At 65.4% G+C, this 24,487-nt stretch carries 19 protein-coding genes; 16 read left to right on the forward strand and 3 right to left on the reverse strand.

The genetic code is table 11. The features are described 5' to 3' along the window. Positions 1 to 86 precede the first annotated feature (86 nt). The 10 genes from Mschef_RS04935 (at position 87) to Mschef_RS04975 (ending at position 10,606) form a co-directional block, all read left to right on the forward strand. Positions 87 to 290 carry a helix-turn-helix transcriptional regulator gene (locus Mschef_RS04935; protein WP_081126667.1) on the forward strand — a complete coding sequence of 68 codons (204 nt, stop codon included), beginning with the start codon at positions 87 to 89 and terminating at the stop codon, positions 288 to 290. Further along, positions 287 to 1,786: a DUF3631 domain-containing protein gene (locus tag Mschef_RS04940; RefSeq protein ID WP_081126668.1), complete on the forward strand. Its 1,500-nt coding sequence runs from the start codon at positions 287 to 289 to the stop codon at positions 1,784 to 1,786. The genes Mschef_RS04935 and Mschef_RS04940 overlap by 4 nt, the downstream gene beginning before the upstream one ends. Continuing rightward, a complete protein-coding gene (locus tag Mschef_RS04945; RefSeq protein WP_081126669.1) occupies positions 1,783 to 2,175 on the forward strand; it encodes a hypothetical protein in 393 nt (130 codons plus the stop codon). The genes Mschef_RS04940 and Mschef_RS04945 overlap by 4 nt, the downstream gene beginning before the upstream one ends. Further along, positions 2,172 to 2,561, forward strand: coding sequence for a hypothetical protein (locus Mschef_RS04950; protein WP_081126670.1), 390 nt, complete (start codon positions 2,172 to 2,174; stop codon positions 2,559 to 2,561). The genes Mschef_RS04945 and Mschef_RS04950 overlap by 4 nt, the downstream gene beginning before the upstream one ends. Positions 2,562 to 2,717: 156 nt before the next feature. After that, the gene (locus Mschef_RS18365) at positions 2,718 to 2,951 is read left to right on the forward strand and encodes an HGGxSTG domain-containing protein (protein ID WP_425480102.1); all 234 of its coding nucleotides are present in this window, start codon (positions 2,718 to 2,720) and stop codon (positions 2,949 to 2,951) included. 146 nt (positions 2,952 to 3,097) lie between these two features. Continuing rightward, a complete protein-coding gene (locus Mschef_RS17095) occupies positions 3,098 to 3,346 on the forward strand; it encodes a hypothetical protein (RefSeq protein ID WP_136256473.1) in 249 nt (82 codons plus the stop codon). Between the two features lie 204 nt (positions 3,347 to 3,550). After that, the gene (locus Mschef_RS04960; RefSeq protein WP_081126671.1) at positions 3,551 to 3,859 is read left to right on the forward strand and encodes a hypothetical protein; all 309 of its coding nucleotides are present in this window, start codon (positions 3,551 to 3,553) and stop codon (positions 3,857 to 3,859) included. A gap of 494 nt (positions 3,860 to 4,353) precedes the next feature. Continuing rightward, positions 4,354 to 5,382, forward strand: coding sequence for a hypothetical protein (locus Mschef_RS04965; protein ID WP_081126672.1), 1,029 nt, complete (start codon positions 4,354 to 4,356; stop codon positions 5,380 to 5,382). Between the two features lie 371 nt (positions 5,383 to 5,753). Next, positions 5,754 to 8,735: a TonB-dependent receptor plug domain-containing protein gene (locus tag Mschef_RS04970; protein ID WP_081126673.1), complete on the forward strand. Its 2,982-nt coding sequence runs from the start codon at positions 5,754 to 5,756 to the stop codon at positions 8,733 to 8,735. Positions 8,736 to 8,803: 68 nt separating this feature from the next. Beyond that, positions 8,804 to 10,606 carry a tetratricopeptide repeat-containing sulfotransferase family protein gene (locus tag Mschef_RS04975; protein WP_081126674.1) on the forward strand — a complete coding sequence of 601 codons (1,803 nt, stop codon included), beginning with the start codon at positions 8,804 to 8,806 and terminating at the stop codon, positions 10,604 to 10,606. 27 nt (positions 10,607 to 10,633) lie between these two features. Here the strand turns inward: Mschef_RS04975 and Mschef_RS04980 are convergent, their stop codons facing one another. After that, positions 10,634 to 12,016, reverse strand: a complete 1,383-nt coding sequence (locus Mschef_RS04980) for a tetratricopeptide repeat-containing sulfotransferase family protein (RefSeq protein ID WP_168708935.1) — start codon at positions 12,014 to 12,016, stop codon at positions 10,634 to 10,636. Between the two features lie 337 nt (positions 12,017 to 12,353). Here Mschef_RS04980 and Mschef_RS04985 point away from each other — a divergent pair, with 337 nt between their 5' ends. The 4 genes from Mschef_RS04985 to Mschef_RS05000 all read left to right on the forward strand — a co-directional run bounded on the left by Mschef_RS04985 (position 12,354) and on the right by Mschef_RS05000 (position 18,141). Further along, positions 12,354 to 13,976, forward strand: a complete 1,623-nt coding sequence (locus Mschef_RS04985) for a sulfotransferase family protein (RefSeq protein ID WP_168708934.1) — start codon at positions 12,354 to 12,356, stop codon at positions 13,974 to 13,976. 94 nt (positions 13,977 to 14,070) lie between these two features. Continuing rightward, positions 14,071 to 15,399 (forward strand): aspartyl/asparaginyl beta-hydroxylase domain-containing protein, encoded by a 1,329-nt coding sequence (locus Mschef_RS04990; protein ID WP_081126677.1) that lies wholly within the window; start codon positions 14,071 to 14,073, stop codon positions 15,397 to 15,399. 77 nt (positions 15,400 to 15,476) lie between these two features. Further along, positions 15,477 to 16,313 carry a sulfotransferase domain-containing protein gene (locus tag Mschef_RS04995; protein ID WP_081126678.1) on the forward strand — a complete coding sequence of 279 codons (837 nt, stop codon included), beginning with the start codon at positions 15,477 to 15,479 and terminating at the stop codon, positions 16,311 to 16,313. A gap of 1 nt (position 16,314) precedes the next feature. Next, entirely contained in the window at positions 16,315 to 18,141 is a 1,827-nt protein-coding gene (locus Mschef_RS05000; protein WP_081126679.1) for a tetratricopeptide repeat-containing sulfotransferase family protein, read from the forward strand. Between the two features lie 4 nt (positions 18,142 to 18,145). On the opposite strand, the gene Mschef_RS05005 is transcribed toward Mschef_RS05000, so the two are convergent. Together Mschef_RS05005 and Mschef_RS05010 are read right to left on the reverse strand one after the other, a co-directional pair. Beyond that, positions 18,146 to 19,927, reverse strand: a complete 1,782-nt coding sequence (locus Mschef_RS05005) for a phosphoenolpyruvate carboxykinase (GTP) (RefSeq protein ID WP_081126856.1) — start codon at positions 19,925 to 19,927, stop codon at positions 18,146 to 18,148. A 180-nt stretch (positions 19,928 to 20,107) separates the two neighbouring features. Further along, positions 20,108 to 20,677, reverse strand: a complete 570-nt coding sequence (locus Mschef_RS05010) for a TetR/AcrR family transcriptional regulator (RefSeq protein ID WP_081126680.1) — start codon at positions 20,675 to 20,677, stop codon at positions 20,108 to 20,110. A 100-nt stretch (positions 20,678 to 20,777) separates the two neighbouring features. Here Mschef_RS05010 and Mschef_RS05015 point away from each other — a divergent pair, with 100 nt between their 5' ends. Next, positions 20,778 to 21,668 (forward strand): alpha/beta fold hydrolase, encoded by an 891-nt coding sequence (locus tag Mschef_RS05015; RefSeq protein ID WP_081126681.1) that lies wholly within the window; start codon positions 20,778 to 20,780, stop codon positions 21,666 to 21,668. Further along, positions 21,665 to 24,142 carry an acyl-CoA dehydrogenase gene (locus tag Mschef_RS05020; RefSeq protein ID WP_081126682.1) on the forward strand — a complete coding sequence of 826 codons (2,478 nt, stop codon included), beginning with the start codon at positions 21,665 to 21,667 and terminating at the stop codon, positions 24,140 to 24,142. Before Mschef_RS05015 ends, Mschef_RS05020 begins: the two co-directional genes overlap by 4 nt. The last annotated feature ends 345 nt before the right edge of the window (positions 24,143 to 24,487 follow it).

Here is a 24,487-nt window from a genome sequence, read left to right on the forward strand (position 1 = left end):
CAGGCTGCTGTTGTGGCGCAGCGCCGGTCGGGCGCATAGCTTGCGAATCCGAAGCCGGCGACATCCGCGCGGCACCGGTGACTATCATGGACAACACGCAACGACTTTTGAGACTGCCCGCAGTCATCGCCGCGACCGGCCTGCAACGTTCGACCATTTACGACGGCATCCGCGGCGGCACGTTCCCGAAGCCGGTCAAACTTGCGCGCTTGAGCGCCTGGCCTGAAGTCGAAGTTACCGCCTGGATCGCCGACCGAATCCGCGCACGCGGCAACGGCGGTGAGCGATGACCGCCGACCGCGCCGCGTTGTGCGTGTTCCGCGACAACCGGCCCGGTCAAGTTGACCCCGAGACCACCTACGCCCAGCCCGACACGACCGCCGAGCGCATCGCGGAGCTGGCCCAGCTTGGCCCCGTAGATTACGAACGCCAGCGCACCGACGCTGCACTTGAACTTGGGTTGCGAGCGTCGGTGCTTGACGATCAGGTGGGAGCCCAGCGCAAGAAGCCCGATCAAGTGGAAAGCGCCGCAGCCATGTTCGACGAACCCGCCGCCTGGCCGCATCCGGTGGACGGCGCGCGGCTGCTGACGGAGATCGCCGGGACCTTCAGCCGCTTCGTGGTCGCCGATCTGCCGACGATCCACGCAGCGGCACTCTGGACGGTCCACACGCACTTGCTGGACGTGCTGACAGTCAGCCCGATCGCGCATATTTCCGCACCCGAAAAACGTTGCGGCAAGACTGTCATGCTTTCGTGTGTGGGCAAGCTCGCGCACCGCCCACTGCAAGCAAGCAGCATCAGCCCAGCCGCAGTTTTCAGGGCTGTAGAAAAGTGGCGGCCAACGTTGCTGATCGACGAAGCCGATTCATTCCTGCGCGACAACGAACCACTCCGCGGAATCCTGAATTCAGGTCACACGCGAGATTCTGCCTTTGTCATCAGGTGCGAGGGCGACGATTTCGAGCCGCAGCGCTTCAGCACATGGGCGGGAAAAGCCATTTCGGGCATTGGCAGGATTGCTGACACACTCGAAGATCGAGCCATCCCGCTGCGCATGCGCCGCAAGTTGCAGGGCGAGCGCGTGGAGTCTCTGCGCCGTGCCCCGCCGGAAACCTTCGGCATCGTTCGCGCGCAGATCATCCGGTGGACCGCCGACAATGCCGAGCGCATCGGGCGCACGCTGCCTGCTTCAGTGCCGGGCTTGAACGATCGTGCGCAAGACAATTTCGAGCCGCTGCTGGCGATTGCCGAGGTGGCCGGCGGTGACTGGCCCAAGCTTGCGCGTGATGCGGCCATGGCGCTTTGTGGACAGCCTACGGACGCCCCTGCCGATGAACTGCTTGCCGCCATCCGCGAGGCGTTCGACGCGCGCGGTGTTGACCGAATCGCATCCGCCGATGTTGTGGAGGCACTCGCGGCCGACGCCGAAGGGCCTTGGGCAACCTGGAATCGCGGCAAGCCGATCACGCCCCGGCAGGTAGCCCGCAAGCTGGGCGAATTCGGCATTTCGCCCGTCAATATCAGGCTGCCGAGCGGCGCGACCCCAAAGGGCTACCACCGACACGCGTTCGAAGATGCGTGGTCCAGATACCTTGCGTCGCCAGATACCCCCCTTCTATCCGCCACACCGCCACAACGTAGACAGGACGCGGGTTCCAGCGGTTTCGACATCCGCCACACAGTGCCGCCTGTGGCGGATGAAAAAGCCCCCAAACCTAAGCACGACGCGGCTTGTGGCGGTGTGGCGGATAGAAACCCCCTACCGGCGAGGGTGCGCCTATGAATGCCTTGCGCCAACTGCAACACGCCGGCGTCAGCGTCCGCCGTGACGGGGATGTGATCGAGATTTCGACGCAATCCGGCGAACCGCTGCCCGTTGCCCTGATCGAGCTTGCCCGTAAGCACAAGGCCGAACTGCTGGCCCTGCTGCCCGACGCCCACGCCGCCACACGCGAGCGCCTGCACGCCATCGCCAAGGTGCACGGCATCGGCCCGGAGATTGTGCGGGCCGTCGCCACCGATCGAGCGCTGGGCTTCTGCATGCCGATGTCCGATGCGGCGCTGACGCGCTGGCTGAACATCACCGGCACCCGTGAGGCGTACCGCATAGGCACCCTCAAGCACGGCTGGCTGATCCCGAGCGCGGCGCACATGCCCGAGGCTGTCGCATGAGCGCCGTAACGGATACCCGCATCCGTCGCATTACGTGCTGCGCCATCTGCGACGGGTTGTTCGACACCCGGCGCAGCGACGCAGTGACTTGCTCGCCAGCGTGCCGGACACGTGGACATCGAACGGGCGAACTCAAGCGCCTGGCAGCGCTGTTCGCGGGCATGGGCGGCAACGACATAACCGTTTCGATGGTCATGCAGGCACGGGCCAGACGCCTGTTACTCCCGGCCCGCAACGAACAGATACTCGCCGGTACTCTGCAACCCGACTCGCCCGAGCTGCTCGCGGAAATGGATGCGGCTTTCTGCGCCATCGAACGCGGCTGCATGCAGCTCGCCATTGACCGAGCGCAAGGCGCCCACGCAGCAGCCGAGTCCCAGCCATGACCACCGCAACTGTTTATCGTGCGCGCACCATAAACCCGTCCCGGCTGTCTGCGGCACGCTACGGACAAGCGGACACGCGCCCATGAATAGCGTTGTCAGCACCCGCCTGTTCTTGATCGCCTTGACCGTCGCGCGCTGGCTGCAAGTGCTGGGCCTATGACAGCGACCATCCGCCAGCGCAAAGCCGGCAGCACCAAGCGCGGCGTGGCGGACGATTACGACGGCACCAATCCGAACCTGTGCAACGCCCGCACCAAGTCCGGCAGGCCGTGCCGCGCACTCAAGCTTCGCGGCGGTCGGTGCAAGTGGCATGGCGGCCTATCGACTGGCCCGCGCACGGCTGAAGGCAAGGCGCGATGCACGACGAACTTGCCATGGGCGAAATGCTAGCCGATGTGTACCTTCCGGCCATGCGCGCGTATGCGTGCGAATGAGTCAGCCGGCGATTTCCCGCACAGTACACGCGGCGCGGTTGAGTCTGCAGCTCCTCACGAACGTGCAGTGCTAGATTGGTGGCGTCAACAGGGGAGACCGCCATGCGAATTCTGATCATTGTTGCAGCAGTCCTTTTGCTCGCCGGCTGTATGAACGTCGGGACCGACATCAAGCCGTCGCAGCTTTCGGCACTCAAGCCCGGTGTCACTACGCTGGCGCAGGTCGAAGCTCAGTTGGGCAAGCCGAACACCGTCACGCACAACGCGGTGGCACAACGACCATTCAATACAGCTACATCCATGCGACGCCCAGCGCGTCCAGCTTCATCCCGTTCGTGGGTCCATTCGTAGGGCACGCCAACTCGACCGTGCGCGGCACCACGCTCAAGTTCACCGCAAATGGGGTGCTTGCGAGCGTCAGCACAACGAAAACGAATGAGTGCGGCGGCGTCACTGCCTGCTGATCCACATTTCAGGATGACCGATAGCCCCGGCGCCGTGCGGGGCAAGTGTGGCGCCGGCTGCCTTTGTCAGTTACCTAGAGGAGAAAGTGAAATGGGCATCTTGAAAGAGGCGTTTGCGTCCGACCCGCTGCCTGAGGCTGCAGCGCCGAAACAGCATGAAGGAATCTCGACCACTCTCCAGCACAGCCTGCGGACCCTGGGCATCTTAAGCGTGGTCGGCGGCGTGATTGGCGGCCTGTTCAACGCCATCGAGTTTGCAAACCAAACCGCAGCCGGCTTTCTGGTGTTGGGTGAGGCAATCGGCGAGGGGATTGTGTTTTGCGCGTTGTTCTACGCGCTCGCGGCCATCGTGGATGCGTTGCGCATCATCGCCGCCAATGTCACCCCACCCGCGCCTTGAGGTCTTCAGTTGCGCGGTCTCCACCTGCGCGGCAGGCCCGGAGATTTACCGACCAGTACACGCGGGCGCGAGTGACTTCGTGCAGGACTACACGCAGGCGTGAGTGAGTCTGCCGGCAGGGGTCACTTTGCTCTGGCGTGAGTAACTTTTGGAGTAACTCGAAAAACTTCATGTTGGAAAGCGCTTGCATGACAGTGACTTGGACGGTTTGTTCGAGTCCTACTTCGGCCAGTGCGGCGCGGCGCAACGCGCAGTCGAGTGTGCCAATCGTGAGGTGTCGCCCATGGCATCGGCGGATCACCCCACCGCCCTGCATACTGCCCGCAATGGACGAAGTGCCAACATTGCCCGGCAATTCAGATCATTGTATGGGATGTGTGATACAGCCCACGCATTCATGGGGTGGTGCGTAGCCCTGCTATTAGAAAAATGTAAAAAGCGGTAAACTCGGCGACACATGCATTGAGCGCTGTTGCATCGTCCTGAACCCCGCCATGAAGCTGTCCCGCCTGCTCTCGTTGTTGCTGCCTGCCGTGGCACTGGCTGTCGGATTTTCCGCGCCAGCGCTGGCGTTTGGGCGGCCGCTGAGCAATGCGCGCTCGCAGGAAGCTCTGGCCAGTTCACTGTTGCATCGTGTGCCGGCGCAGATCACCGAAATCGCGCCCGGCGTGGTGTTGCCGTTGTGGCGCGGCAACGACGGCAAGCTGCTGGCCATCGTGGCGTCCAGTCCGGCGGGTGACGCAGGTGGTTGGCGTGCGCCCTTGCTTGGCGGCGCACTCAATCTGCGCGCGGTCGATGCCTCACCGCTGCTCACCGAAACGCTGCGTTATCAGTTCGACAACGGCTTGCGCGCCGATGCACGCATCGCGCAACGCAGTTGGCGCGCGCCTGGGTGCGCCGTGGCGCAGGCGGGCATGCGCGACGGGCTGTGCGCGGACGGGCAAACCAATCTGGGCAGCGTGACCACGGCGGAATTCGGCGCCGGCTATGCGCGCGGCCCCGTGGGCATGGCGTTCTCGCTGGGTTTGTCGCGTCCGAGCACTCTCGGCGGGCCGCTGGTTGCGCCCACGCTGGCTCCGCTGTACGGCGGCGCTGGCGTGATGGCTGGCCTGCCCCTGGATTTACTCGGCAGCACCACGCGGTTCAGCGCCAACAGCGACCTCGCCATGGGTGGCTTGCGTTTTGAACTCGGCGCCAGCTACGGCCGCATCAACACCGACGCCACCCTGCTGCCCGGCCTCGATGGCCTGAACGAAAAGTCCCTGCACTTCGGCATCGGCCGCGGCTCCATCACCGGGGTGGTGACCGGTCGCGTGCTCACCCCCGGCAGCGCGTTGGGCAACGGTCTTGATCTGCAGTCCTGGACCACGGTGGACCTCGGCATCACCTGGCGTCTGCCATGGCACGGCGCTTTCAGCGTCGGTGCACAAAACCTGTGGTCGCAGGGTGCACCACCGCCGGGCGCCAACGTGCCCGGTGCTGCCGCGCGGATTCCCTACGTGCAATACCAACAGGATCTCTGAGGCACGCCGTTCCAGGCTCGGGCCGCTGATGCCGGCGGCGAGTTGGCATGCGCGTGGCCTGCGTGCCTCACGCGCTTGCGATCAGATGACGGCTCCGTGGCTTGATCGCGAGCGGGGTCGTGCTCCGCCCGCAAGATTATCTCCAGCCTGTCTGAACTTCGCGCATGGCGCTGCATGCTTGCGTCGTCGGGCTGCGGGGCAGCGCTGGCTGCCACGATGCTTACGGTGGCGAAGTGAAGTGGGTATTCCAACGGGGTTAGAAAGTTGTTAGAGTCGGTCGCACCAGGGTAAGGGTAGGGCCTCCCTAGGCCGTTCAAGGACGAAACCACAATGTCCCGACACACGTCACACCACCGACGTTGGAGAGTTTAATGAACCTCGATACGAACAAGCTTTCATCAGCCGTACGCCTGGCGCTCACGCTGGGCGCGGTTGCCACTGCAGGTGTCGCCGGCAGCGCCATGGCGCAGGACACCACCACCACTCCACCCAGCAGCACCAAGGCAAAAGAACTGCAGACCATCGTGGTTACCGGTTCGCGCATCCGCCGCGTGGACATCGAAACCTCGAACCCGGTCATCTCGATCAGCCGTCAGGCGATCCAGAGCACCGGCAGCCCGACCCTCGGCAGCGTGATCCAGGCGATCCCGGCTAACACCGGCAGTTTTGCCAATCCGCAGACCAACAACGGCGGCGGCACCGGTGCATCCACCGTCAATCTGCGCGGCCTTGGTTCCAACCGCACACTGGTCCTGCTCAACGGCAACCGCATCATCAACAATGATCTGAACTCGATCCCGACCTCCATGGTCGAGAGCGTCGAGGTGCTGAGTGATGGCGCTTCGGCCATTTATGGCGCCGACGCGATCGGCGGCGTGGTCAACATCATCACCCGCAGGAACTACCAGGGCGCAGAGTTCAGCACCGACTACGGCATCTCCGATCACAGCGATGGCGCGCGTCAGGGTTACAGCTTCACCTTCGGCCAGTCTGGCGACAAGGGAAGCATCATGGGCGGCATCCAGTACAACAAGCAGGATGCGATCCTGGCCGGCAACCGCAGTTTCTCCAAGAACTCGGTCTCGCTCACCGGCAGCACCAACACCCCGCCGTATCAGTATGTCGGTGGTTCGACCTTCAACCCGGCCGAGAACATTCAGTTGCCCACCGCCATGCAGAGCACCTTTGGCTGCTCGCGCGTGTCATTGAATCCGGGTGGCAACAGCCAGGTCGTCAGCACCGCCAATTACCACTGCTTTGGCAACAGCGACAAATTCAACTACGCGCCGCTCAACCTGATCATGACCCCGCAGGAGCGCACCTATGCGTGGTTGAGCGGCGACTACCATCTGTCGGACAACGTCGACGCGTACTTGCAGTTCTATCACACCAAGGCATCCTCGGCGTTCCAGCTGGCTCCGGCGCTGCTGGGTTCGCTATACGGCGCTTCGATCTCGGCGCAGAGCTATTACAACCCCTTCGGCGTGGCTTACAACGGTGTCAATGGTCTGGACTTCCGCGCGCGTCTCACCGGCGCGGGCAACCGCTTCGCGCAGTACGGCACGACGACTGACCAGTTGTTCACCGGTTTGAAGGGCAGCCTGCAGCTACTCGGGCACGACTGGGACTGGAACCTGGGCCTGGGCTACGGCCACACCTCGCAGGTGACGATCACCGGCGGCCTGCCCAACGTGCAGACACTGAATCAGGAGATGGGTCCGTCAGGCCTTGATGCAGCCGGCAATGTGGTCTGCGGTGTACCTGTAGCTGGGGTCGTTCCGACCGCCAACATCATCTCGGGCTGTATCCCGCTGAATGGATTCGCCGTGAATGATGGTGCCAATGCTGCGCTGCTCAGGGCGGCTGCGGCCGAGGCCGTGAGCAACGCCTACAGCCTGCAGCGTTACGAGCATTTCGACGCCAACGGCGCCTTGTTCGATCTGCCGGGCGGCACGGTACGTCTGGCCGTCGGTGCGGATTATCGGCAGGAGTATTCCAACAGCATCGTCGACCCGGTCCTGCTGTTGAATCCGGCCACCGGCAACTGCACCCTGGGCAGCCAGTGCAGTGCCAATCTGCAGGGCGGTTACAACGTCAAGGAAGCCTACGGCGAGTTGTTCGTCCCGATCCTCAAGGACCTGCCCTTCGCCAAGTCGCTGAACGTGACCCTGGGTGATCGTTATTCCAAGTACAGCACCTTCGGCAATACCAACAACACCAAACTGGCGTTCGAGTGGCGTCCGATCAACGACCTGCTGCTGCGCGGCACGGTGACCACGGTGTTCCGTGCGCCCACGGTGGGCGATGTGTACGGCTCGCCCGTCAGCAGCGCGCCCAAGCTCAGCAGCGATCCCTGCAACGGCTATACCGGCAGCCCGGTCGATCCGGCCTGCGTCAACGTGCCGACCAATGGCACCTTCGTGAACAACGACGTGGCCACCGGCCAGCAGATCAAGGCGGTCAATTCCGGCTCGGCCTACGCGGGCTTCCCGCTGGGCGCGGAGAAGGGCAAGTCCTTCGACTGGGGCTTGGTGTATGACCCGAGCTGGCTGCCTGGCTTCTCCACCTCGCTGGATTTCTGGCGCGTTTACCTGAACAACACCATCACCAGCGTTGGCGCGCAGACGATCCTGGATCTGTGCTCCGCGGGTCAGACCCAGTATTGCCCGCTGATCACGCGTTTCGGACCCGGCCCCAACCAGGGTCAGATCGCGCAGATCCTGCAGCCCACGGTCAATCTGGGGCGGACGGACACCAGTGGTGTGGACTTCGGTTTCCGTTACAACCTGCCGCAGTTCGACGTGATGGGTGTGGATCCTGGCCACTTCACGGTCGGCCTCAACAGCACCTACCTGTCCAAGTTCGATGTACAGACCGCGCCGGGCCTGCCGGGCAACAGCGTGTACCACATGGCGGGTCACTTCCTGCCGTTTGGTTCCGCGGCACAGGGTGCGTGCCCGACCTCGGTCGGCGGCATCTGCCTGTTCTCGCGCTGGCGTGCGCAGGCCAACATCGGCTGGACGATGGGCCCGTGGGAAGCGTCGTGGCGCATGCGCTACATCGGCAAGTTCCGCCTGGGTTCCACCGATCCGTCGCAGGGCATGAGCGCGATTCCGAGCTTCGCGGCCAACAATCCGCAGGAGCTTGATTTCGGCTCGACCACCTACAACGACGTCTCGCTTGCCTACGAGATCCAGCCGATCAACACCAAGATCCAGGTGGGCATCAACAACGTGTTCAACAAGCAGCCGCCGTTCCTGTATGCGAACAACACGCTGAATGCGAACACGGATCCGGCCGATTTCGACCTGATCGGGCGCTACTACTGGGGTCGCGTGACCGTCAAGTTCTGACGCTACGCTTGCCTTTAGAATCGAGCCGCGCGGCGCGTCCGCGCGGCTCTTTTTTTGCGGGGATACCCATGCAGGATATCGTTCACGCGTTGCGGTCCGGCGACCCGGCGCATGCCGAAGCACTGAGTCGCGAACGCCTGCGCGCTCAACCAGGCGACGAGAATCTGCTGGTGCTGCTCGCGCTAAGCCTGCACCACCAGAGTCGCAATGAAGAAGCCGTGGCCGTGCACCAGCAACTGACGCAATTGTTTCCGGATGCCGGCTTGCATTGGGCCAATCTTGCCGTGGCGTTGCGTCAGAGCGGGCATGTGCCCGAGGCCATCAGCGCCTGCGAGCAAGGTTTGCGGGCCGCGCCCGACGACCCCGAGTTGCTGGCCAGCCTGGGCAGCATGCGCTTGCGCCTGCGCGAGTATGAAACCGCGCGCGATCTGCTGCTGCATGCGCACGCGCTCAAGCCGCAAGCGGCCGACATCGCCATACAGGCTGCGCAGGCCGCGCTCGCCTGCCGCGATTATTTTGCTGAAGATCTGATTCAGGGCTGGCGCGGATGGTTGCCGCTGGCCGATGGTCCCCAGTTCGATCTCGCCTTCGCTCTGATGACCATCGGCGACGCAGCAGCCGCGCAGGAATTGCTGGAGGATCTGGTGGCGCGCGCGCCCGGACATCTTCACGCGATCGCGCTGCTGGCCAGCGTCTATGAGCGTAGCAACCGGCTGCAGGACGCGCGCGTGCTGATCGAGCGCATCAAGCTGCAGGTGCCTGATCCAGCGGGATCGGTGGCGCACGACATCGCACACAGCGAGGCCAGACTGGCCGAGCGTGCCGGTGATTTCACCGGTGCGCGCGCGTTGCTCGATGCGCGTGGCCCGCGCAGCCCCGAGGATTTCGATCACTACTTCGCGCTGGCGCAGGTTTGCGACAAGCTGGATGAGCGCACGGCGGCGCTGCAGGCGCTGCAAACCGCGCATGCGCTGCAGATCGAGGACATGCGCCGCGCCGCGCCACAGCGTTTCCTGCCCGATGCACCGATGTTTCCGGCTGCCAACTACACGCTCAGCAACGAGGACTACACAGCCTGGCCGCAGTTGCGTGCACCGGATACCGCGCAGTCACCAATCTTCATCGTCGGCTTCCCGCGCTCCGGCACGACCCTGCTTGAGCAAATGCTCGACGCACATCCGGCCCTGCAGTCGATGGACGAGCGTCCGTTCTTCAATGTGCTGGGTGATCGGCTGTCCGCTGCAGGGTTGCGCGTGCCGCGTGAGCTGGCGCGCATGCAGCAAAGCGACTGCGATTTGCTGCGCGAGGGTTACTGGGAACTGGTGCGCTCGAAGATTGCGCGCAAGCCGGACACGCAATTGGTCGACAAGAATCCGCTGAACATGCTGTGGCTGCCGCTGATCCACCGGCTGTTTCCCAACGCACGTTACATTCTCGCGTTGCGCGATCCGCGCGATGTGCTGCTGAGCAATTACTTCCAGAACTTTCGTTCGGTAGTGCTGGGCGCGGTGTGCGCCGATGTCGAATCATTGGCGCGCGGCTATGTCACTGCCATGACGTATTGGCTGCACCACGTCGAGCTGTTCAAACCGCAGGTATTCGTGTCGCGTTACGAGACGCTGGTCGCCGAACCGGAATTGCAGGCCAGGCGCCTGGCGGCGTTCCTCGGGCTGATGGATGCGCAGCCCCTGCTCAATTCGCAGGCGCGCGCCCAGGAGAAGGGCTACATCGCCACGCCCAGTTACACCGAGGTCATCCAGCCGATCACGCCGCGCCGGGTCAATCGCTGGCAGCGCTATCGCGAGGCGCTGCAGCCGGCCCTGCCGATCCTCGAGCCGATGTTGCGGCACTGGGGTTACGCTATCGACTAGCGCGAGATGCGTTCGTCGCGCATGCCATCACGCATCAGGAAACATGGCGAGTTCCGGAATCGCTTGCGCATACGCGCGCCAGCGACCAATCGAGCGCGAATAAACGGGTTGTCGCGCCTGCCACAAACTTGCCGTGGCGATACTGCCGGGCGCGGTTGCATCGGGCGAGGATTGCAGCGGATCGATGCCGATCCATGCGCCGAGTGCAGCAATGCACGAGTCGGGTCTGGCGATGAATGTTTCGTAATCCACGCGGTGGATCGCACGCGGATAGCGTTGCTGCCAGTGCGCCATCAATTGTTCGCAGCCATGCATGAAGGCGCGGATCTCGTCGAAATCGAAAGCGTAGCCATGCTGCGCGTCGGCGAAGTCCTGCATCCACAGCGACAGCGCCGTAGCGCGCGCTGCGCGGTGGCAATGCACGATTTTCGCGTGCGGCCACAGGCTCAGGATCAGGTCGAGAAACAGCAGGTTCAAGGGCTGTTTGTCGAGATAGAAGCGTGCCGGCGCGTCATCCTGCAGCAAGTGCGATTGATAGATGTCGGCAAGCTCGTGCAAACGCGACGCGGCGGCGCTGGCAGGGTCGGGCAGTTGCCGCGCCAAGTGTTGCAGCCATGGCAACTCGCCGCGATTGCGCACGCCCGCATGACTCGAAAGACGCGCGGCAACCAGGCTGCTGCCGGAACGTGGAATGCCGACGATGAAGACCGGGGTCCAGTCAGCCGGTCGTGGCATCGGCGCCGGTGCCTGTGCGCACAGACGCGATTGCACCAGTCGCTCCCAATCATCGCGCGACCAGGATCGCAGTTGCCTGCGCAGTGCATTGCCTTCGGAGAACCGTGTGGCCGCCTGCCCGATCTCATCAATATCATCGAAGCCCTTGCCCAGCGCGAACAACAGGGATGCGCGTGCACGTAGCGAAAGATCGCTGCGCGTGAGCGCCTGTTCGAACAACGCGAAATCTGGATGCGATGCCTCGGCATAACGCTGCGCGATGGCCAGCCCGTTGGCGACAAACCATTCGTGGGCCCGCTCGTCATGCGCCACGACCTGCATGAAATGGGCGCGCGCATGGGTAAAGTGCCCGAGCTGGTTGGCCAGGCTTCCGGCCTGCATGTGCAGGCGCGCATCCGTGCAACCGCCAGCGATGGCGTTCTCGCATAAGCGTAGGGCTTCAGTTTTGCGATCGCAGCCATCAAGGATTTCCACTGCTTGGATCAAGACATCGACTGGCTGTGTAGTCGCGGCAAACAGCTGCGATGTCACGCTGGCCGCGGCCCCGGCGCGGCCGGCCTGCGCCAGGGCGCGCGCCAGGGTCAAGGTCGTCGCGGCATCGCCCGGGAAATCGCGCTCGATGGTTTCGAGCGCTGCCGTGGCCAATGCGAGCTGGCCACTTTCGAATAGGACCATGGCAAGTGTGCGGCGTAGATCCAGTGTGTCCGGATACTGCGCGAGCGCGGCCCGCGCGACGTGCCCGGCGAGTGCCGATTGCCGACGCAGGCGCAGCTGTTGAATGCACTGCAGCCACTCGGTTACGGTTGCATCGGCGAGCGCTGCGGTCAGTTGTGCACAGGCCACTTCGCAGGGGAGTGCGTCGATTAGCTCCAGCGCCGAGATCCAGGCTGGGCGTGCTGGCGCGCCTGCAGGCACGCGTGATTCATCCGGTGACATGATGCCGTGGTACGCGCTGTGATGGATGCGATACCGCGGTGATCCGCGGAATTTGAAACCAGGGCAAGGCGGGGCAATGGTCGATGTTGAAAAAATGCTGGCGCGATTCGCGGACGCGATTGCGCGCGCGGACCCCGCCAATCCTTTGCTGGATCTGGTCGGCAGCCTGTCGCCGCTGCCCGTGCAAGTCTGGGCCGCTGTCGCCGACGGGCTGGTACGGCAATCGTGGCCCAAGGCGGCACTTGCCGTTCTGGCCGAGGCCGAGGTGCGTTTCGGCAGGCAGGCACTGATCGAGTTTCATCGCGCCTTAGCCTATCGCGCCATCGGCGACATGGACAATGCGGCTGCCTGCGCGCGGGCGGCCGCGCGCGCGGCACCGCAGTGGCTGCAGCCGGTCTGGTTCGTCGCGGATGGATTGCGCGAGCGCGGACGCACGCATGCAGCGGCATCGATGCTGTGTGATTTCGCCATGCAGCCTGAAATCCTGAAAGATGTCGACACGGTCTGCACCTGCATGAAGTTCATGATCGAATGCGCCGAGTCAGGCTTGGCCCATGCGTTGGGTCGCGCGGCAATGGTGGCGCATCCACATCACCTTCCCCTCATGGAGTTGCTGGCTAAAACGGCGCTGGAGACAGGGCAATTCGATGAGGCGCGAAATTTCTATCGCGACCTCGCGCTTGGTCCGCATGCTGCGCGGGCTCGGCTTGCGGCACTTGGCCTGGCGTTGAGCAAGCGCTTCGACAATGCGGCCGACACGGATATCGCGCTCATCGATGGCATGCTACAGAGGTCGGCTCCCGCCAGCACGAAGGCCAGCGTCCATTTCGCGCGCGCCAAGATCAGTGACGATTTGCGTGATTACCGCGCTGCCGCGGAGCATTTGCGCATCGCCAACGCCGCCGCGCGCGCCGTGCAGCCATGGGATCGCGCGCAGTGGTTGCGTGACAAGGCGCGTGCCTTGCAGGGGCAGTTGCCGCGCAATCGGGCACCTGATCGGGCATGCGTGCCGGTTTTCGTCATCGGCATGCCACGTAGTGGCACCACGCTGTTGTCCGAGTTGATGGCGCGCCACGCCGGCATCGTGTCGCGCGGAGAACTCAACTTCGCCGAGCATATCGATCGCGCCGTCACCGGCACGCCGCGACAGGCATGGGAGGATGCCTTGACTTCCAGTGCCGCCATGTACCGGACGCACATCATCCGGGATGATGCAGCGGCACGGGTTTATATCGACAAAAACCCCATGAACTTTCTGCACCTCGACTGGATCACGGCCGCGCTTCCCGAGGCAAGGATCATTTACTGCGCACGGCACAAAGCCGATGTCGCGCTGTCGCTGTGGTTCCAGTTTTTCGAGAGTCCGGCGACACGCTTCAGCCACGACTTCGCCTGGATCAGGGAAGTCGATGCCGGCTGCGAGGAAATCGTGTCTTACTGGTCCGCACGCGCGAGCATTCTGCGTGTGGCTTACGAGGATCTGGTGCACGATCGGCACGCCGCGATGGTGCGCGTGCTGGCGCACATCGGCTATGACGCCGCTGCGTCCGCGTCCGTGTCTGCTGTCGCGCCGGTGGCGCCGACCGGGCAGATTGCCACCTCGAGTCTGTGGCAAGCGCGCCAGCCGGTGTATGCCAGCTCGATCGGGCGCTACCGGCACTACCTGGAATTCATCCCTGAGCTGAAATCGTTCCTGTAAAGCATCCGCCCGCAGCGGTTGCCGGTGCGGTTTGAGGGTGTTGAATGCATCAGTTACAGTCGCCCATCACCTGATTTGCCAAGCATCGATCCGGATGAATCCAATTTCTGCTGATGGTGCGGGAGCGGTAGCCCGCCTCGTGCAGGCCGCGCAGGCCGCGCTCGCGCGTGGGGTGATGATCGAGGCCGAACGCGCGTATGCCGCGGTGCTGGATATCGAGCCGGCGCATGCGGAGGCGCTGGCCTTCGTGGCCGCTCGCGCGCTGGCCAGCGGGCGCGCGGGTGATGCGCTGAGCCTGTACGCGCGCCTGGTCGCGGCGCAGCCAGGTGATGTGACCGCGCTGACCGGTCTCGGTCAGGCGCAGTTGACCTCCGGCCAGTTTGCCGAGGCGAGCGCATCGTTGAGTGCGGCTCTGGCGCTGGCGCCCGATGCCTTTGTCGCGCGTTTTCATCTGGCGCAGACACTCGAACGCAGTGGCGATGCGCATGGCGCGCTGGTGCACTATTTCCGCGCGATCAGCGAGGCCCAAGGCAGTGGGCGCTGGCTCAACGATGCCACCACGCACCCCTCGCTGCGCGCGCCGTTGCAGCGCGCGATGGCCTACGTCGACAAGGGCCGGCTGGCCCTGTATGACCAGGTACTCGAACCTTTGCGACAGCGTTTCGGGACGTCGGAACTGGCGCGCGTCGAGCAGTGCCTGCGCATTTATCTGCACCTGCAGCCACCGCCGTATCAGGATGCACGCCAGCGGCCGACCTTCTTGTATTTCCCGGGCCTGCCGACAGCACCGTATCTGCCGAAAGCCGCCATGCGCTGGCTCGACCGGCTTGAAGCCAGCACCTCCGTCATTCGCGAAGAGATGTTGCGTGTGCTGGATGAGCAACGCGGATTCGAGCCGTTTCTGCGTTTTCACAAGACCGAAGAAGCCAGGAATTACTTGACCGGCAAGGACGGCACGGGGCACTGGAACGCGTATTTCTTTTACCGCCACGGCGAGCGCTATGCGGACAACAGCGAACAGTGTCCGCGAACCTTTGCCGCGCTCGAAGCCGCGCCACTGCTGCGCATCCGCGAGCATGCGCCGGAGATCTGCTTCTCCTTGCTGACGCCGGGTTCGCACATCCTGCCGCATCGCGGCGTCACCAACACGCGCACGGTGGTGCATTTGCCTTTGCTGGTGCCTGCCGATTGCGCGCTCAATGTCGGCGGTGAATTGCACGCATGGCGCGAGGGCGAGGCCGTGGCGTTCGACGATACCTACGAGCATGAAGCGTGGAATCGCAGCGAGCACAACCGCGTCATCGTGCTGATGGATGCCTGGAATCCGCATCTGACCGACGCCGAGCGCCTGGCGATCGGCGACTTGGTCATCGCCATCGGTGAATTCGGCAAGGCGGCCGGGCAGGAATTGAATCTGGCCTGATCACGGCGGCCCGTGCATTTCCAGGGGCCATTACCATCTGCTGCGCGTGGCATTCGCGGGCGCGCGCCGGGAGCATCATGGGCAACATCGTCTGGTTGTCGTCCTATCCGAAGTCAGGGAACACCTGGCTACGCGCTTTCATCGCGAACCTGGTCGCCGACGCGCGCGCGCCGCTGGCATTCGACACGTGGCCACGATATGCCGTGGACGAGGCCAATCCGGAGCGCTTCAGCCGTGTCGCGGGCGCGCCTTCCACCGATCTCGATGTCGATGCCCTGTGCCGGTCGCGCGTTGCCGTGCAGGCAGACATCGCCGCTGCAGCGCGTGGCACGGTATTCGTCAAAACGCACAATCTCGCCGGCAGTTTCGACGGACACGCGTTGCAGAACTGGACGGTGACTGCGGGGGCGATTTACGTGATACGCAATCCGCTGGACGTGTGTATCAGCTTCGCGGCACATTTCGGGCTGACGCTCGACACCGCCATCGCGCGCATGGCGGATGCCAATCTCGCCACCGGCAATGACGCGCTGTTCGTCAGCGAGATCATCGGCTCGTGGTCGCAGCATGTCGCCAGTTGGGCCGCGCTGGAGGCACGTGGCGTGCTGCTGGTGCGCTACGAGGACATGCTGGACAAACCACTCAAGACCTTCACCCGCGTCGCGCGCATGCTCAAGCTGGGCGACGACCGCGCGCGCATCATGCGCGCCATCGAGTTCAGTGACTTCAAGCGTCTGCAGCGCATGGAGCGCAGCGATGGCTTTCGCGAGGCGGTATCCGGCGCGGTGCCGTTTTTTCGCAAGGGCCTCGCCAAACAATGGCGCGAGCGCCTCGGTCGCGAGCAGGTCGCGCGGATCATCGCCGACCATCGCGAAGTCATGCGCCGATTCAATTACCTGCCTGCGGGGTACTGACATGGATCGCATCTCGCTGCAGGACCGCGCCCGGCAGGTGCTGACGGCCCTGCGCGAGCAGCGCATCGACGCTGCACTGCATGCCGCGCGCGTGCTGCTCGCCGACTACCCCGATGACGAAAGCGCCTTGTCGCTGTGCGCGAGCTGCGAACAGCAGGCTGGAAATCACGATCTGGCGGCCGTGCTTTTTGCGCGCCTGACGCAGGCGCATCCGCGCACCTGGCAATACTGGAACAACCTCGGCAATGCGCAGCGCGCGCTGGGTCAGGTCGAGCACGCGCGCCTGGCCTTCGAACGCGCGCTGGAATTGAATCCGGCCGCGCCGCGGGTGCGCACCAACCTCGGATTATTGCTGCTCAATGCCGGCAATCCAGCGCAGGCCGCGACGCATTTGCGCGCCGCCAGCGCGGCGCCCGATGCGGAACCGGGCATGCGCATCTGGGCCGCCGTGGCCGCCCATGCGGCGGGTGACGCCGTCACGGCGGAAGAATTGGTGCGGGGCTGGGAGCATTGGCCACGCGATTCCGACGAGGCCTGGCTGGAACTGGGCTGGTTGCTGCTCGAGTTGGGCCACTTTGACGATGCCGAGCACGTTTTCGCGAGTGCGTTCGCCGGAGTTGCGGCCAGAATCCGTGCCAAGGCACGCCATGCATTGCTGCTCGAGCGCATCAATCAGCCGGATGCAGCCGAACGGCTGCTTGCAGACCTGCCTGATCCCGACCAGATCGCGGCAGCGGAAGCACGACAGGAACTGCTGCATGCACGCGGCATCCTGGCGGCGCGGCGCAAGGACTGGCCGGCTGCGCGGCAGGCGTTGCAACAAGCGCTGGCCATCGCCGGCAGCACGCGCGGTCGCGCGGCGATGTATTTCGCCCTGGCGCGTGCGTGTGATCGCCTGGGTGATGTCGATGCCACGCTTGCCGTGTTGCGCGAGGCGCATGCCTTGCTCGCGGCAACCAGCGCGCAGCGCACGATCCATGAACGCTGGCTGCCTGTGCTGACCACGGGATTGCCAGCGGCGGAGACCGCGTATTCGCAGCGGGCCCCCGCACCATCCGCTGCACAATCTCCGGTGTTCGTGCTGGGCTTCCCGCGCTCCGGCACCACGCTGCTGGAGCAGATGCTCGCGGCACACCCGGATTTCGCCAGCATCGATGAGCGCCCGCTGGTGTTGTCCGCCATACGCCGCATGCAGGCGCTAGGCATTGCCTATCCGCAGGGCTTGGGCGCGCTGCGCGCGGAACAGATCGAGGATTTGCGCGCCGGCTACTGGCGCGCGGCCGATGCCCTGGCCACGCGCGCGCCTGGACAGCGTCTGGTGGACAAGAATCCGCTGAACATGCTGGCCTTGCCGATGATCCTGCGGCTGTTTCCGCTTGCGCGCGTGGTCATCTGTCGACGCCATCCATGCGATGTGGTCCTGAGTTGCTATATGCAGCCGTTTGCGGATCCAGAGGTTGCGGAAATGAGCGCGTCGCCTGCCAGTCTTGCCCGCGCCTATGCCGCGTTCGATGCGCAATTTCGCGAGCAGGCCGCGCTGCTGGGCGCCACGCCATTCGAGTTGCGCTACGAGGACCTGGTGACCCATCCGCAAGCCGCGTTGCAAGGTCTTGGCAACTGCCTTGGTGTCCTGGATACGACTGCGATGGCCCACTTCGCGTCCAGCGCGCAGCAGCGCGGCTACATCAGTACGCCGAGTTATGCGCAGGTGGTCGAGTCCTTGCGCGCCGACAGCATCGGACGTTGGCGGCGTTACGCGCGGGTCTTCGCGCCGTTGCTGCCGACGCTGGCGGAATCGATCCGCCAGGCGGGTTACACGACAGACTGATTCATCAGCCCTGCGCCGCGCGTCGCGTTGGTTTATTGGCCTCCAGCGCCTCCAGCACGCGCCGCCGTTCGCTTTCCAGGCGGGCCGGCAGGCGCGCGCCGAATTCGCTGAAATAATCCCCCAGCGCCGCCATTTCGCGTTGCCAGCCCGCCGGGTCGACATGCAGCAGCGCCTCTAGCGCCGCAGCGGGCAGGCGCAACCCGGCCGTGTCCAGGTAGTGCGCGTGCGGCATCCGGCCGATCGGTGTCTCCACGGCCGCGGCGCCGCCCTCGCAGCGCGCCAGCATCCACGCCAGCACGCGCAGGTTGTCGCCAAAGCCCGGCCATAGAAAGTTGCCGTCGCTGCCTTTGCGAAACCAGTTGACGTGGAAGATTCTCGGCAACTGCAGGCCGGGCCGGTCGAAACTCAGCCAGTGCGCGAAGTAGTCGGCGAAGTTGTAGCCGCAGAAGGGTTTCATCGCCATCGGATCGCGGCGCAGCACGCCGACGGCGCCGCTGGCGGCGGCGGTGGTTTCCGAGCCCATGGCCGCGCCCAGCATGACGCCGTGCGCCCAGTCGCGGGCCTCGAATACCAGGGGCAGCAGCGATTCGCGGCGGCCGCCGAAGACGATGGCGCTGATCGGCACGCCCTGCGCATCCTCGGCGTGCGGCGAGAAACTCGGGCACTGCCGCGCGCTGACGGTGAAGCGCGAATTGGGATGCGCCGCCGGACCGCGTGCGGGGTCGAACGGGCGCCCCTGCCAGTCCAGCGCGGGCACGCGCGCGTCCAGGCCTTCCCACCATGGCTGGCCATCGGCGGTGACGGCGACGTTGGTGAAGATCGTGTGGTGATCGAGCATGGCCAGCGCGTTGGGATTGGTCTTGGCGCTGGTGCCGGGGGCCACGCCGAAGAACCCGGCCTCGGGGTTGATCGCCCATAGGCGGCCGTCCTTGCCGGGCGCCATCCAGCAGATGTCGTCGCCCACCGTCCACACTTTCCAGCCGGCGCGGCGCATGTCCGCGGGCGGCACCAGCATGGCCAGGTTGGTTTTGCCGCAGGCCGAGGGAAACGCCGCGGCGATGTAGTGCGTCTGCCCCTGCGGACTCTGGATGCCGACGATCAGCATGTGTTCGGCCAGCCAGCCTTCCTGCCGCGCCTGCCACGAAGCGATGCGCAGCGCGTGGCACTTCTTGCCCAGCAGTGCGTTGCCGCCGTAGCCCGAGCCGTAGGATTTGATGGCGAGCTCTTCGGGGAAGTGCATGATGAAGCGGCGCTCGGGGTCGAGCTCGCCGGTGGAGTGCAGACCCTTGACGAAGCGGCCCTCGCGCTCGATGCGCGCCAGCGCCGGCGCGCCCATGCGCGTCATCAGGTGCATGTTGGCCACCACGTAGGCGCTGTCGGTGATCTCCACGCCACAGCGCGCCAGCGGCGAGTCGATCGGGCCCATGCAGTACGGCACCACGTACAGCGTGCGCCCGCGCATGCAGCCGGCGAACAACGCATCCATCTTCGCGTGCGCTTCCGCGGGCGCCAACCACGGATTGTTGGGGCCGGCATCGGCGCGCTCGCGCGTGCAGATGTAGGTGAGGTGCTCGACGCGCGCCACATCGCCCGGATGCGAGCGGTGCAGGGTGCAGCGCGGATGCGTGTGCGGATTCAGCGCGTGCAGTTCGCCGCGTTCGAGCATCTGCGCGCCGAGCGCGGCGTATTCGGCCTGCGTGCCGTCGCACCAGTGGATGCGTGCGGGTTGGGTCAGAAGCGCGACTTCATCGAGCCACTGATTCAAGGCGGCGAGCGTGCTGGGCATGCGGCGGTTTCCGAGGCGGTTGCACCCGACCATAACGGCCGTGCGCGAGCATGATCACGCCGCAGTGCAGCGCGCGAATCGATGGAAACGTTTACGGCCGCAGGCCGCGTCGCGCGGGTCGTGCGGGCGCCGCAGACGGCATTGCCAGCGCGCCTGCAGCGGCGCTGCGCCGGCCGCGGCTCATGGTGCGATCAAGGTGTCGATCACGTGTTCGACGTAGGCCTCGTAGTCGTCCTGGCTCAGACGCGGCACGCCCAGGTGCACGTTCATTTGCAGGAAGCCGACGTAGGCGGCGTAAGTCAGGCGCGCGCGATGGCTCGCGGCGCTGCGCTCCATGCCGGCCTGACGGTAGGCCAGGGCCAGAAAATCCATGCGTCGCTGCGACACGCGCGCCATCAATGACTGTATGCGTGGATGATCCAGCGCACGCAGCAGCGCGGCATACACGCGATGCGGCTGCACCTCGTGCGCGATGCGGCGGAACAGCTCGCGCAGGCGTGCGCGCGGGTCGCTGACCGACTCGACCTCGGCGCTCAGCTCGCGCTCCACGTCCGATTCCCAGCGTTCGAGCGCGGAGTTCAGCAGCGCCTCGCGACTCGGGAAATGCCAGTAGAAGCTGCCCTTGGTCACGCCCAGCTCGCGCGCCAGACCCTCGACATTGAGCGCGTTGACACCCTGCTCAGCGATCAACGCCAGTGCCGCGCGTTCCCAGTCGGCGGCGCTGAGACGCGAGCGTTCGATTTTGACCATACCTGGATTGGGCATGCACGTATGGTAGGACGGCGCGCGCCCAATTACCCCGTACGCAAGCGTATTGACGTGCGCGCCACAGCCTGCGCACACTGTCGCGATGGATTCGCTCAACGCACACGCAGCGCTGCAGACGCAGCACTTCATCGCCCCCGACGGCCTCAGCCTCGCGGTGGAACGCTGCGGCGCGGCGGATGCGCCGGTCCTGCTGTTCGCGCACGGTTTCGGCCAGACCCGGCAGGCGTGGCGCGGCGCGACCCGCAAGCTGGCGGCCGCGGGCTGGCAATGCGTCAGCTTCGACGCGCGCGGCCACGGCGACAGCGGGCGCGTGGCCGATGGCCGCTACCACCTCGCGCAGTTCATCGAGGATTTGCGCGCGCTGGCAGCCGCGCAGCCGACGCCACCGGTGCTGATCGGCGCATCGATGGGCGGTCTGCTGGGCATTGTGGTGGCCGGTGATGCGCAGCGTCCGGTGCCGTTCTCGGCGCTGGCACTCATCGACATCACCCCGCGCTGGGAACCGACCGGCGTGGCGCGCATCCTCGAATTCATGCGCGCGCATCCGCAGGGTTTTGCCGATTACGAGGCCGCCGCGCAGGCGGTCGCCGCCTATCTGCCGCAGCGCGGCGCGCGCAAAAGCGAGGCGCGCCTGCATGCCTTGTTGCGCCGTGGCGACGATGGCCGCCTGCGCTGGCACTGGGATCCGGCGCTGCTGGACGTGGTCGAGCACGAGGGCCGCGCGCAACAGCAGGCGCTGCTGGATGCCACGCGCCGCATCCGCCTGCCGACGCTGCTGGTCTCCGGCGGCTTGAGCGATGTCGTCTCGGCGACTACCGTGGACGAGTTCATGCAGCTCCTGCCCGGCGCTGTTCACGTGAACGTGCCGGGTGCCACGCACATGCTGGCGGGCGACGCCAATGATGCCTTCGTCGCCGCCATCGCCGATTTCGTGCGCGCGTTGCCGCGCACACCTGCCGGGGTAGAGTCATGACCATCGTGTTGATCGTGCTGGCGCTGTTGGCGCTGTCGTTGCTGCTGGCGTTCCTGCGCGGCAGCGCCTGGTTGTGGTCGGTGTCGAGCATCGTGCTGGCGGCGGTCATGGGCTTGATCGAGGGCAGTGCGCGCGAGGCGCTCATCGCCGCCATCGTGCTGGCCGTGCTGAGCTTGCCGTTCGCCATCGTGCCGCTGCGCCGCGTGCTGTTCAGCCGATCCTTGCTGAAAGCCTTCGCGCATGCGCTGCCGCGTCTGTCGGAGACCGAGCGCACCGCGCTGGATGCCGGCAGCGTGGGCTTCGAGGCCGAGCTGTTCTCGGGCAAGCCCGACTGGCACAAGCTGCTGGCCGAGCCCAAGCCGGTGCTCAGCGCCGCGGAACAGGCCTTCATGGACGGCCCGGTGGAGCAGTTGTGCGCGATGCTCGACGATTGGCACATCACCCACGAGCTGGCCGATCTGCCGCCCGAGGTGTGGGCGTTCCTCAAGCGCGAAAAATTCTTCGGCATGATCATCCCCAGGCGCTACGGCGGCCTGGAGTTCTCGGCGCTGGCGCATTCGGCGGTGCTGCAGAAGGTCTCCAGCATCTGCCCCACGGCCTCATCGACCATCGCCGTGCCCAACTCGCTGGGCCCGGCCGAGCTGTTGCTGCACTACGGCAGCGAGCAGCAGAAGGACTATTACCTGCCGCGCCTCGCCGATGGCCGCGAGGTGCCGTGCTTCGCGCTCACCGGGCCGTATGCGGGCTCGGATGCCACGTCGATTCCTGACTACGGCATCGTCTGCAGGGGCTTGTGGAAGGGCGAGGAAGTGCCCGGCGTGCGGCTCACCTTCGACAAGCGCTACATCACCCTGGCACCAGTCGCCACGATCATCGGCCTGGCGTTTCGCCTGTATGACCCCGAACACCTGATCGGCGACAGCGAGGATCGCGGCATCACCCTCGCGCTGATCCCGCGCGAGACGCCGGGGCTGGATATCGGGCGCCGGCACATGCCGTTGAACATCCCGTTCCAGAACGGCCCGGTGCGCGGCAAGGACGTGTTCGTACCGCTGACGCAACTGATCGGCGGGCCGGATATGGCCGGCCACGGCTGGCGCATGCTGGTCGAGAACCTGTCGGTCGGGCGCGCGATTTCGCTGCCATCCAATGCCGCCGGTTTCGCGCGCCTGGCGGTCGCCGCTAGCGGCGCCTACGCGCGCCTGCGCAAGCAGTTCGGGCTGTCCATCGCGCGTTTCGAGGGTGTCGAGGAAGCGCTGGCGCGCATCGGCGGCATGAGCTATCTGGTCACCGCGCTGTCGCGTTCCACCGCGGCGGCGGTCGATCGTGGCGAGAAGCCGGCGGTCACCTCGGCCATCGCCAAGTACCACGCCACCGAGATCGGCCGCGAGGTGGTGCGCGACGCCATGGATGTGCACGGCGGCAAGGGCATCATCCTCGGCCCGGGCAATTATCTGGGGCGCAACTGGCAGGGCGCGCCGATCAGCATCACCGTCGAGGGCGCCAACATCATGACGCGCTCGCTGATGATCTTCGGCCAAGGGGCCATTCGCTGCCATCCCTGGGTGCTCAAGGAAATGGCCGCCGTGGCCGAGCCCGACCGGCGCAAGGCGCTGCGCGATTTCGACGCGGCGCTGTTCGGCCACGTCGGCTTCGGCCTGTCCAACGCGGTGCGCAGTTTCGTTCTGGCGATGAGTCTGGGGCGGCTCAGCAATGCGCCGGGTGACGCGCACATCCAGCGCTATTACCGCAAGCTCAACCGCTACTCGGCCGCGCTGGCGCTGTGCGCGGACGTGGCCATGGGCACGCTGGGCGGGCGCCTGAAATTCAAGGAGAAACTCTCCGCGCGCCTCGGCGATGTGCTCAGTTATCTGTACATCGGCAGCGCCCTGCTCAAGCGCTACGAGGACAACGGTCGCCCCGAGGCCGAGCGTCCGCTGCTGGCATTCGCGTTCCACGAAAGCATCTGGCGCCTGCAGAACGCGCTGGACGGCGTGATCCGCAACTTCCCCATCCGCCCGGTGGCGTGGCTGCTGCGTGTGCTGGTGTTTCCGCTGGGCCGGCGCGAGGTGCCGCCGTCCGACCGGCTGGGGCGGCGCGTGGCCGCCGCCATCACCGCGCCCGGCGCGGCGCGCGCGATGATGCTGGAGTGGTGTTATCTCACGCCGAGCGCCAACCACCCGGTCGGGCGCCTGCATGCGCTGCTGGCGGACGTGGTCGCCGCCGAGCCGGTCGAACGCAAGCTGCAAAAGGCGCTGAAGGCCGGCCTGGTCAAGGCGCACGAGTACGCCGCGCAGGTGGACGCGGCGGTGCGCGCCGGTGCCATCACGGCCAGCGAAGGCGCCCTGCTCAAGCACGTGCGCGAGGCCGGCGCCGAATTCATCAACGTCGATGACTTCGATCCGGCCGATTTGCGCGCGGGCGCTGCTGCACGCGCCACGCCTGCCAGCGCGGACGCGACGCGCGTGGCCTGAAGGGATCCGGGACGGGCACGTTGTGGTTTCATATCAACGTGTATTCGCCAAGATCAGATTCTTCGAGCGAACGGCCGGTCGTTTGGGCTCGTCTCCCCGCGCAAGTCGGCTCGTCATCCCCGCGCAGGCGGGGATCCATCGCTTGCTGAAGTCACTGGATCCCCGCCTGCGCGGGGATGACGATGAGGCGGCGGGGATGACGATGAGGCGGCGGGGAACGAAAGACAAGGCCATTCCCACTGGATTCCCGCCCCGCCTTCATGGGGGCAGGCCTTGCGCGGGGATGCAGCCTGATCATTCTCGATGGTTGATTGCCATTTCGTATCAGTCCGCATCGGCGCAGAC

Origin of the sequence: Metallibacterium scheffleri (assembly GCF_002077135.1) — a bacterium.
Classification (GTDB): Bacteria; Pseudomonadota; Gammaproteobacteria; order Xanthomonadales; family Rhodanobacteraceae; genus Metallibacterium; species Metallibacterium scheffleri.

Coding starts and splice junctions, on each gene's coding strand:
- Mschef_RS18365 (WP_425480102.1), top strand. CDS start 2,718: ATGACAGCGACCATCCGCCAGCGCAAAGCCGGCAGCACCAAGCGCGGC.
- Mschef_RS04945 (WP_081126669.1), top strand. CDS start 1,783: ATGAATGCCTTGCGCCAACTGCAACACGCCGGCGTCAGCGTCCGCCGT.
- Mschef_RS04960 (WP_081126671.1), top strand. CDS start 3,551: ATGGGCATCTTGAAAGAGGCGTTTGCGTCCGACCCGCTGCCTGAGGCT.
- Mschef_RS05000 (WP_081126679.1), top strand. CDS start 16,315: ATGGATCGCATCTCGCTGCAGGACCGCGCCCGGCAGGTGCTGACGGCC.
- Mschef_RS17095 (WP_136256473.1), top strand. CDS start 3,098: ATGCGAATTCTGATCATTGTTGCAGCAGTCCTTTTGCTCGCCGGCTGT.
- Mschef_RS05020 (WP_081126682.1), top strand. CDS start 21,665: ATGACCATCGTGTTGATCGTGCTGGCGCTGTTGGCGCTGTCGTTGCTG.
- Mschef_RS04935 (WP_081126667.1), top strand. CDS start 87: ATGGACAACACGCAACGACTTTTGAGACTGCCCGCAGTCATCGCCGCG.
- Mschef_RS04950 (WP_081126670.1), top strand. CDS start 2,172: ATGAGCGCCGTAACGGATACCCGCATCCGTCGCATTACGTGCTGCGCC.
- Mschef_RS05010 (WP_081126680.1), bottom strand. CDS start 20,677: ATGGTCAAAATCGAACGCTCGCGTCTCAGCGCCGCCGACTGGGAACGC.
- Mschef_RS04990 (WP_081126677.1), top strand. CDS start 14,071: ATGAATCCAATTTCTGCTGATGGTGCGGGAGCGGTAGCCCGCCTCGTG.
- Mschef_RS04940 (WP_081126668.1), top strand. CDS start 287: ATGACCGCCGACCGCGCCGCGTTGTGCGTGTTCCGCGACAACCGGCCC.
- Mschef_RS05005 (WP_081126856.1), bottom strand. CDS start 19,927: ATGCCCAGCACGCTCGCCGCCTTGAATCAGTGGCTCGATGAAGTCGCG.
- Mschef_RS04970 (WP_081126673.1), top strand. CDS start 5,754: ATGAACCTCGATACGAACAAGCTTTCATCAGCCGTACGCCTGGCGCTC.
- Mschef_RS04965 (WP_081126672.1), top strand. CDS start 4,354: ATGAAGCTGTCCCGCCTGCTCTCGTTGTTGCTGCCTGCCGTGGCACTG.
- Mschef_RS04980 (WP_168708935.1), bottom strand. CDS start 12,016: ATGGTCCTATTCGAAAGTGGCCAGCTCGCATTGGCCACGGCAGCGCTC.
- Mschef_RS04985 (WP_168708934.1), top strand. CDS start 12,354: ATGGTCGATGTTGAAAAAATGCTGGCGCGATTCGCGGACGCGATTGCG.
- Mschef_RS04975 (WP_081126674.1), top strand. CDS start 8,804: ATGCAGGATATCGTTCACGCGTTGCGGTCCGGCGACCCGGCGCATGCC.
- Mschef_RS04995 (WP_081126678.1), top strand. CDS start 15,477: ATGGGCAACATCGTCTGGTTGTCGTCCTATCCGAAGTCAGGGAACACC.
- Mschef_RS05015 (WP_081126681.1), top strand. CDS start 20,778: ATGGATTCGCTCAACGCACACGCAGCGCTGCAGACGCAGCACTTCATC.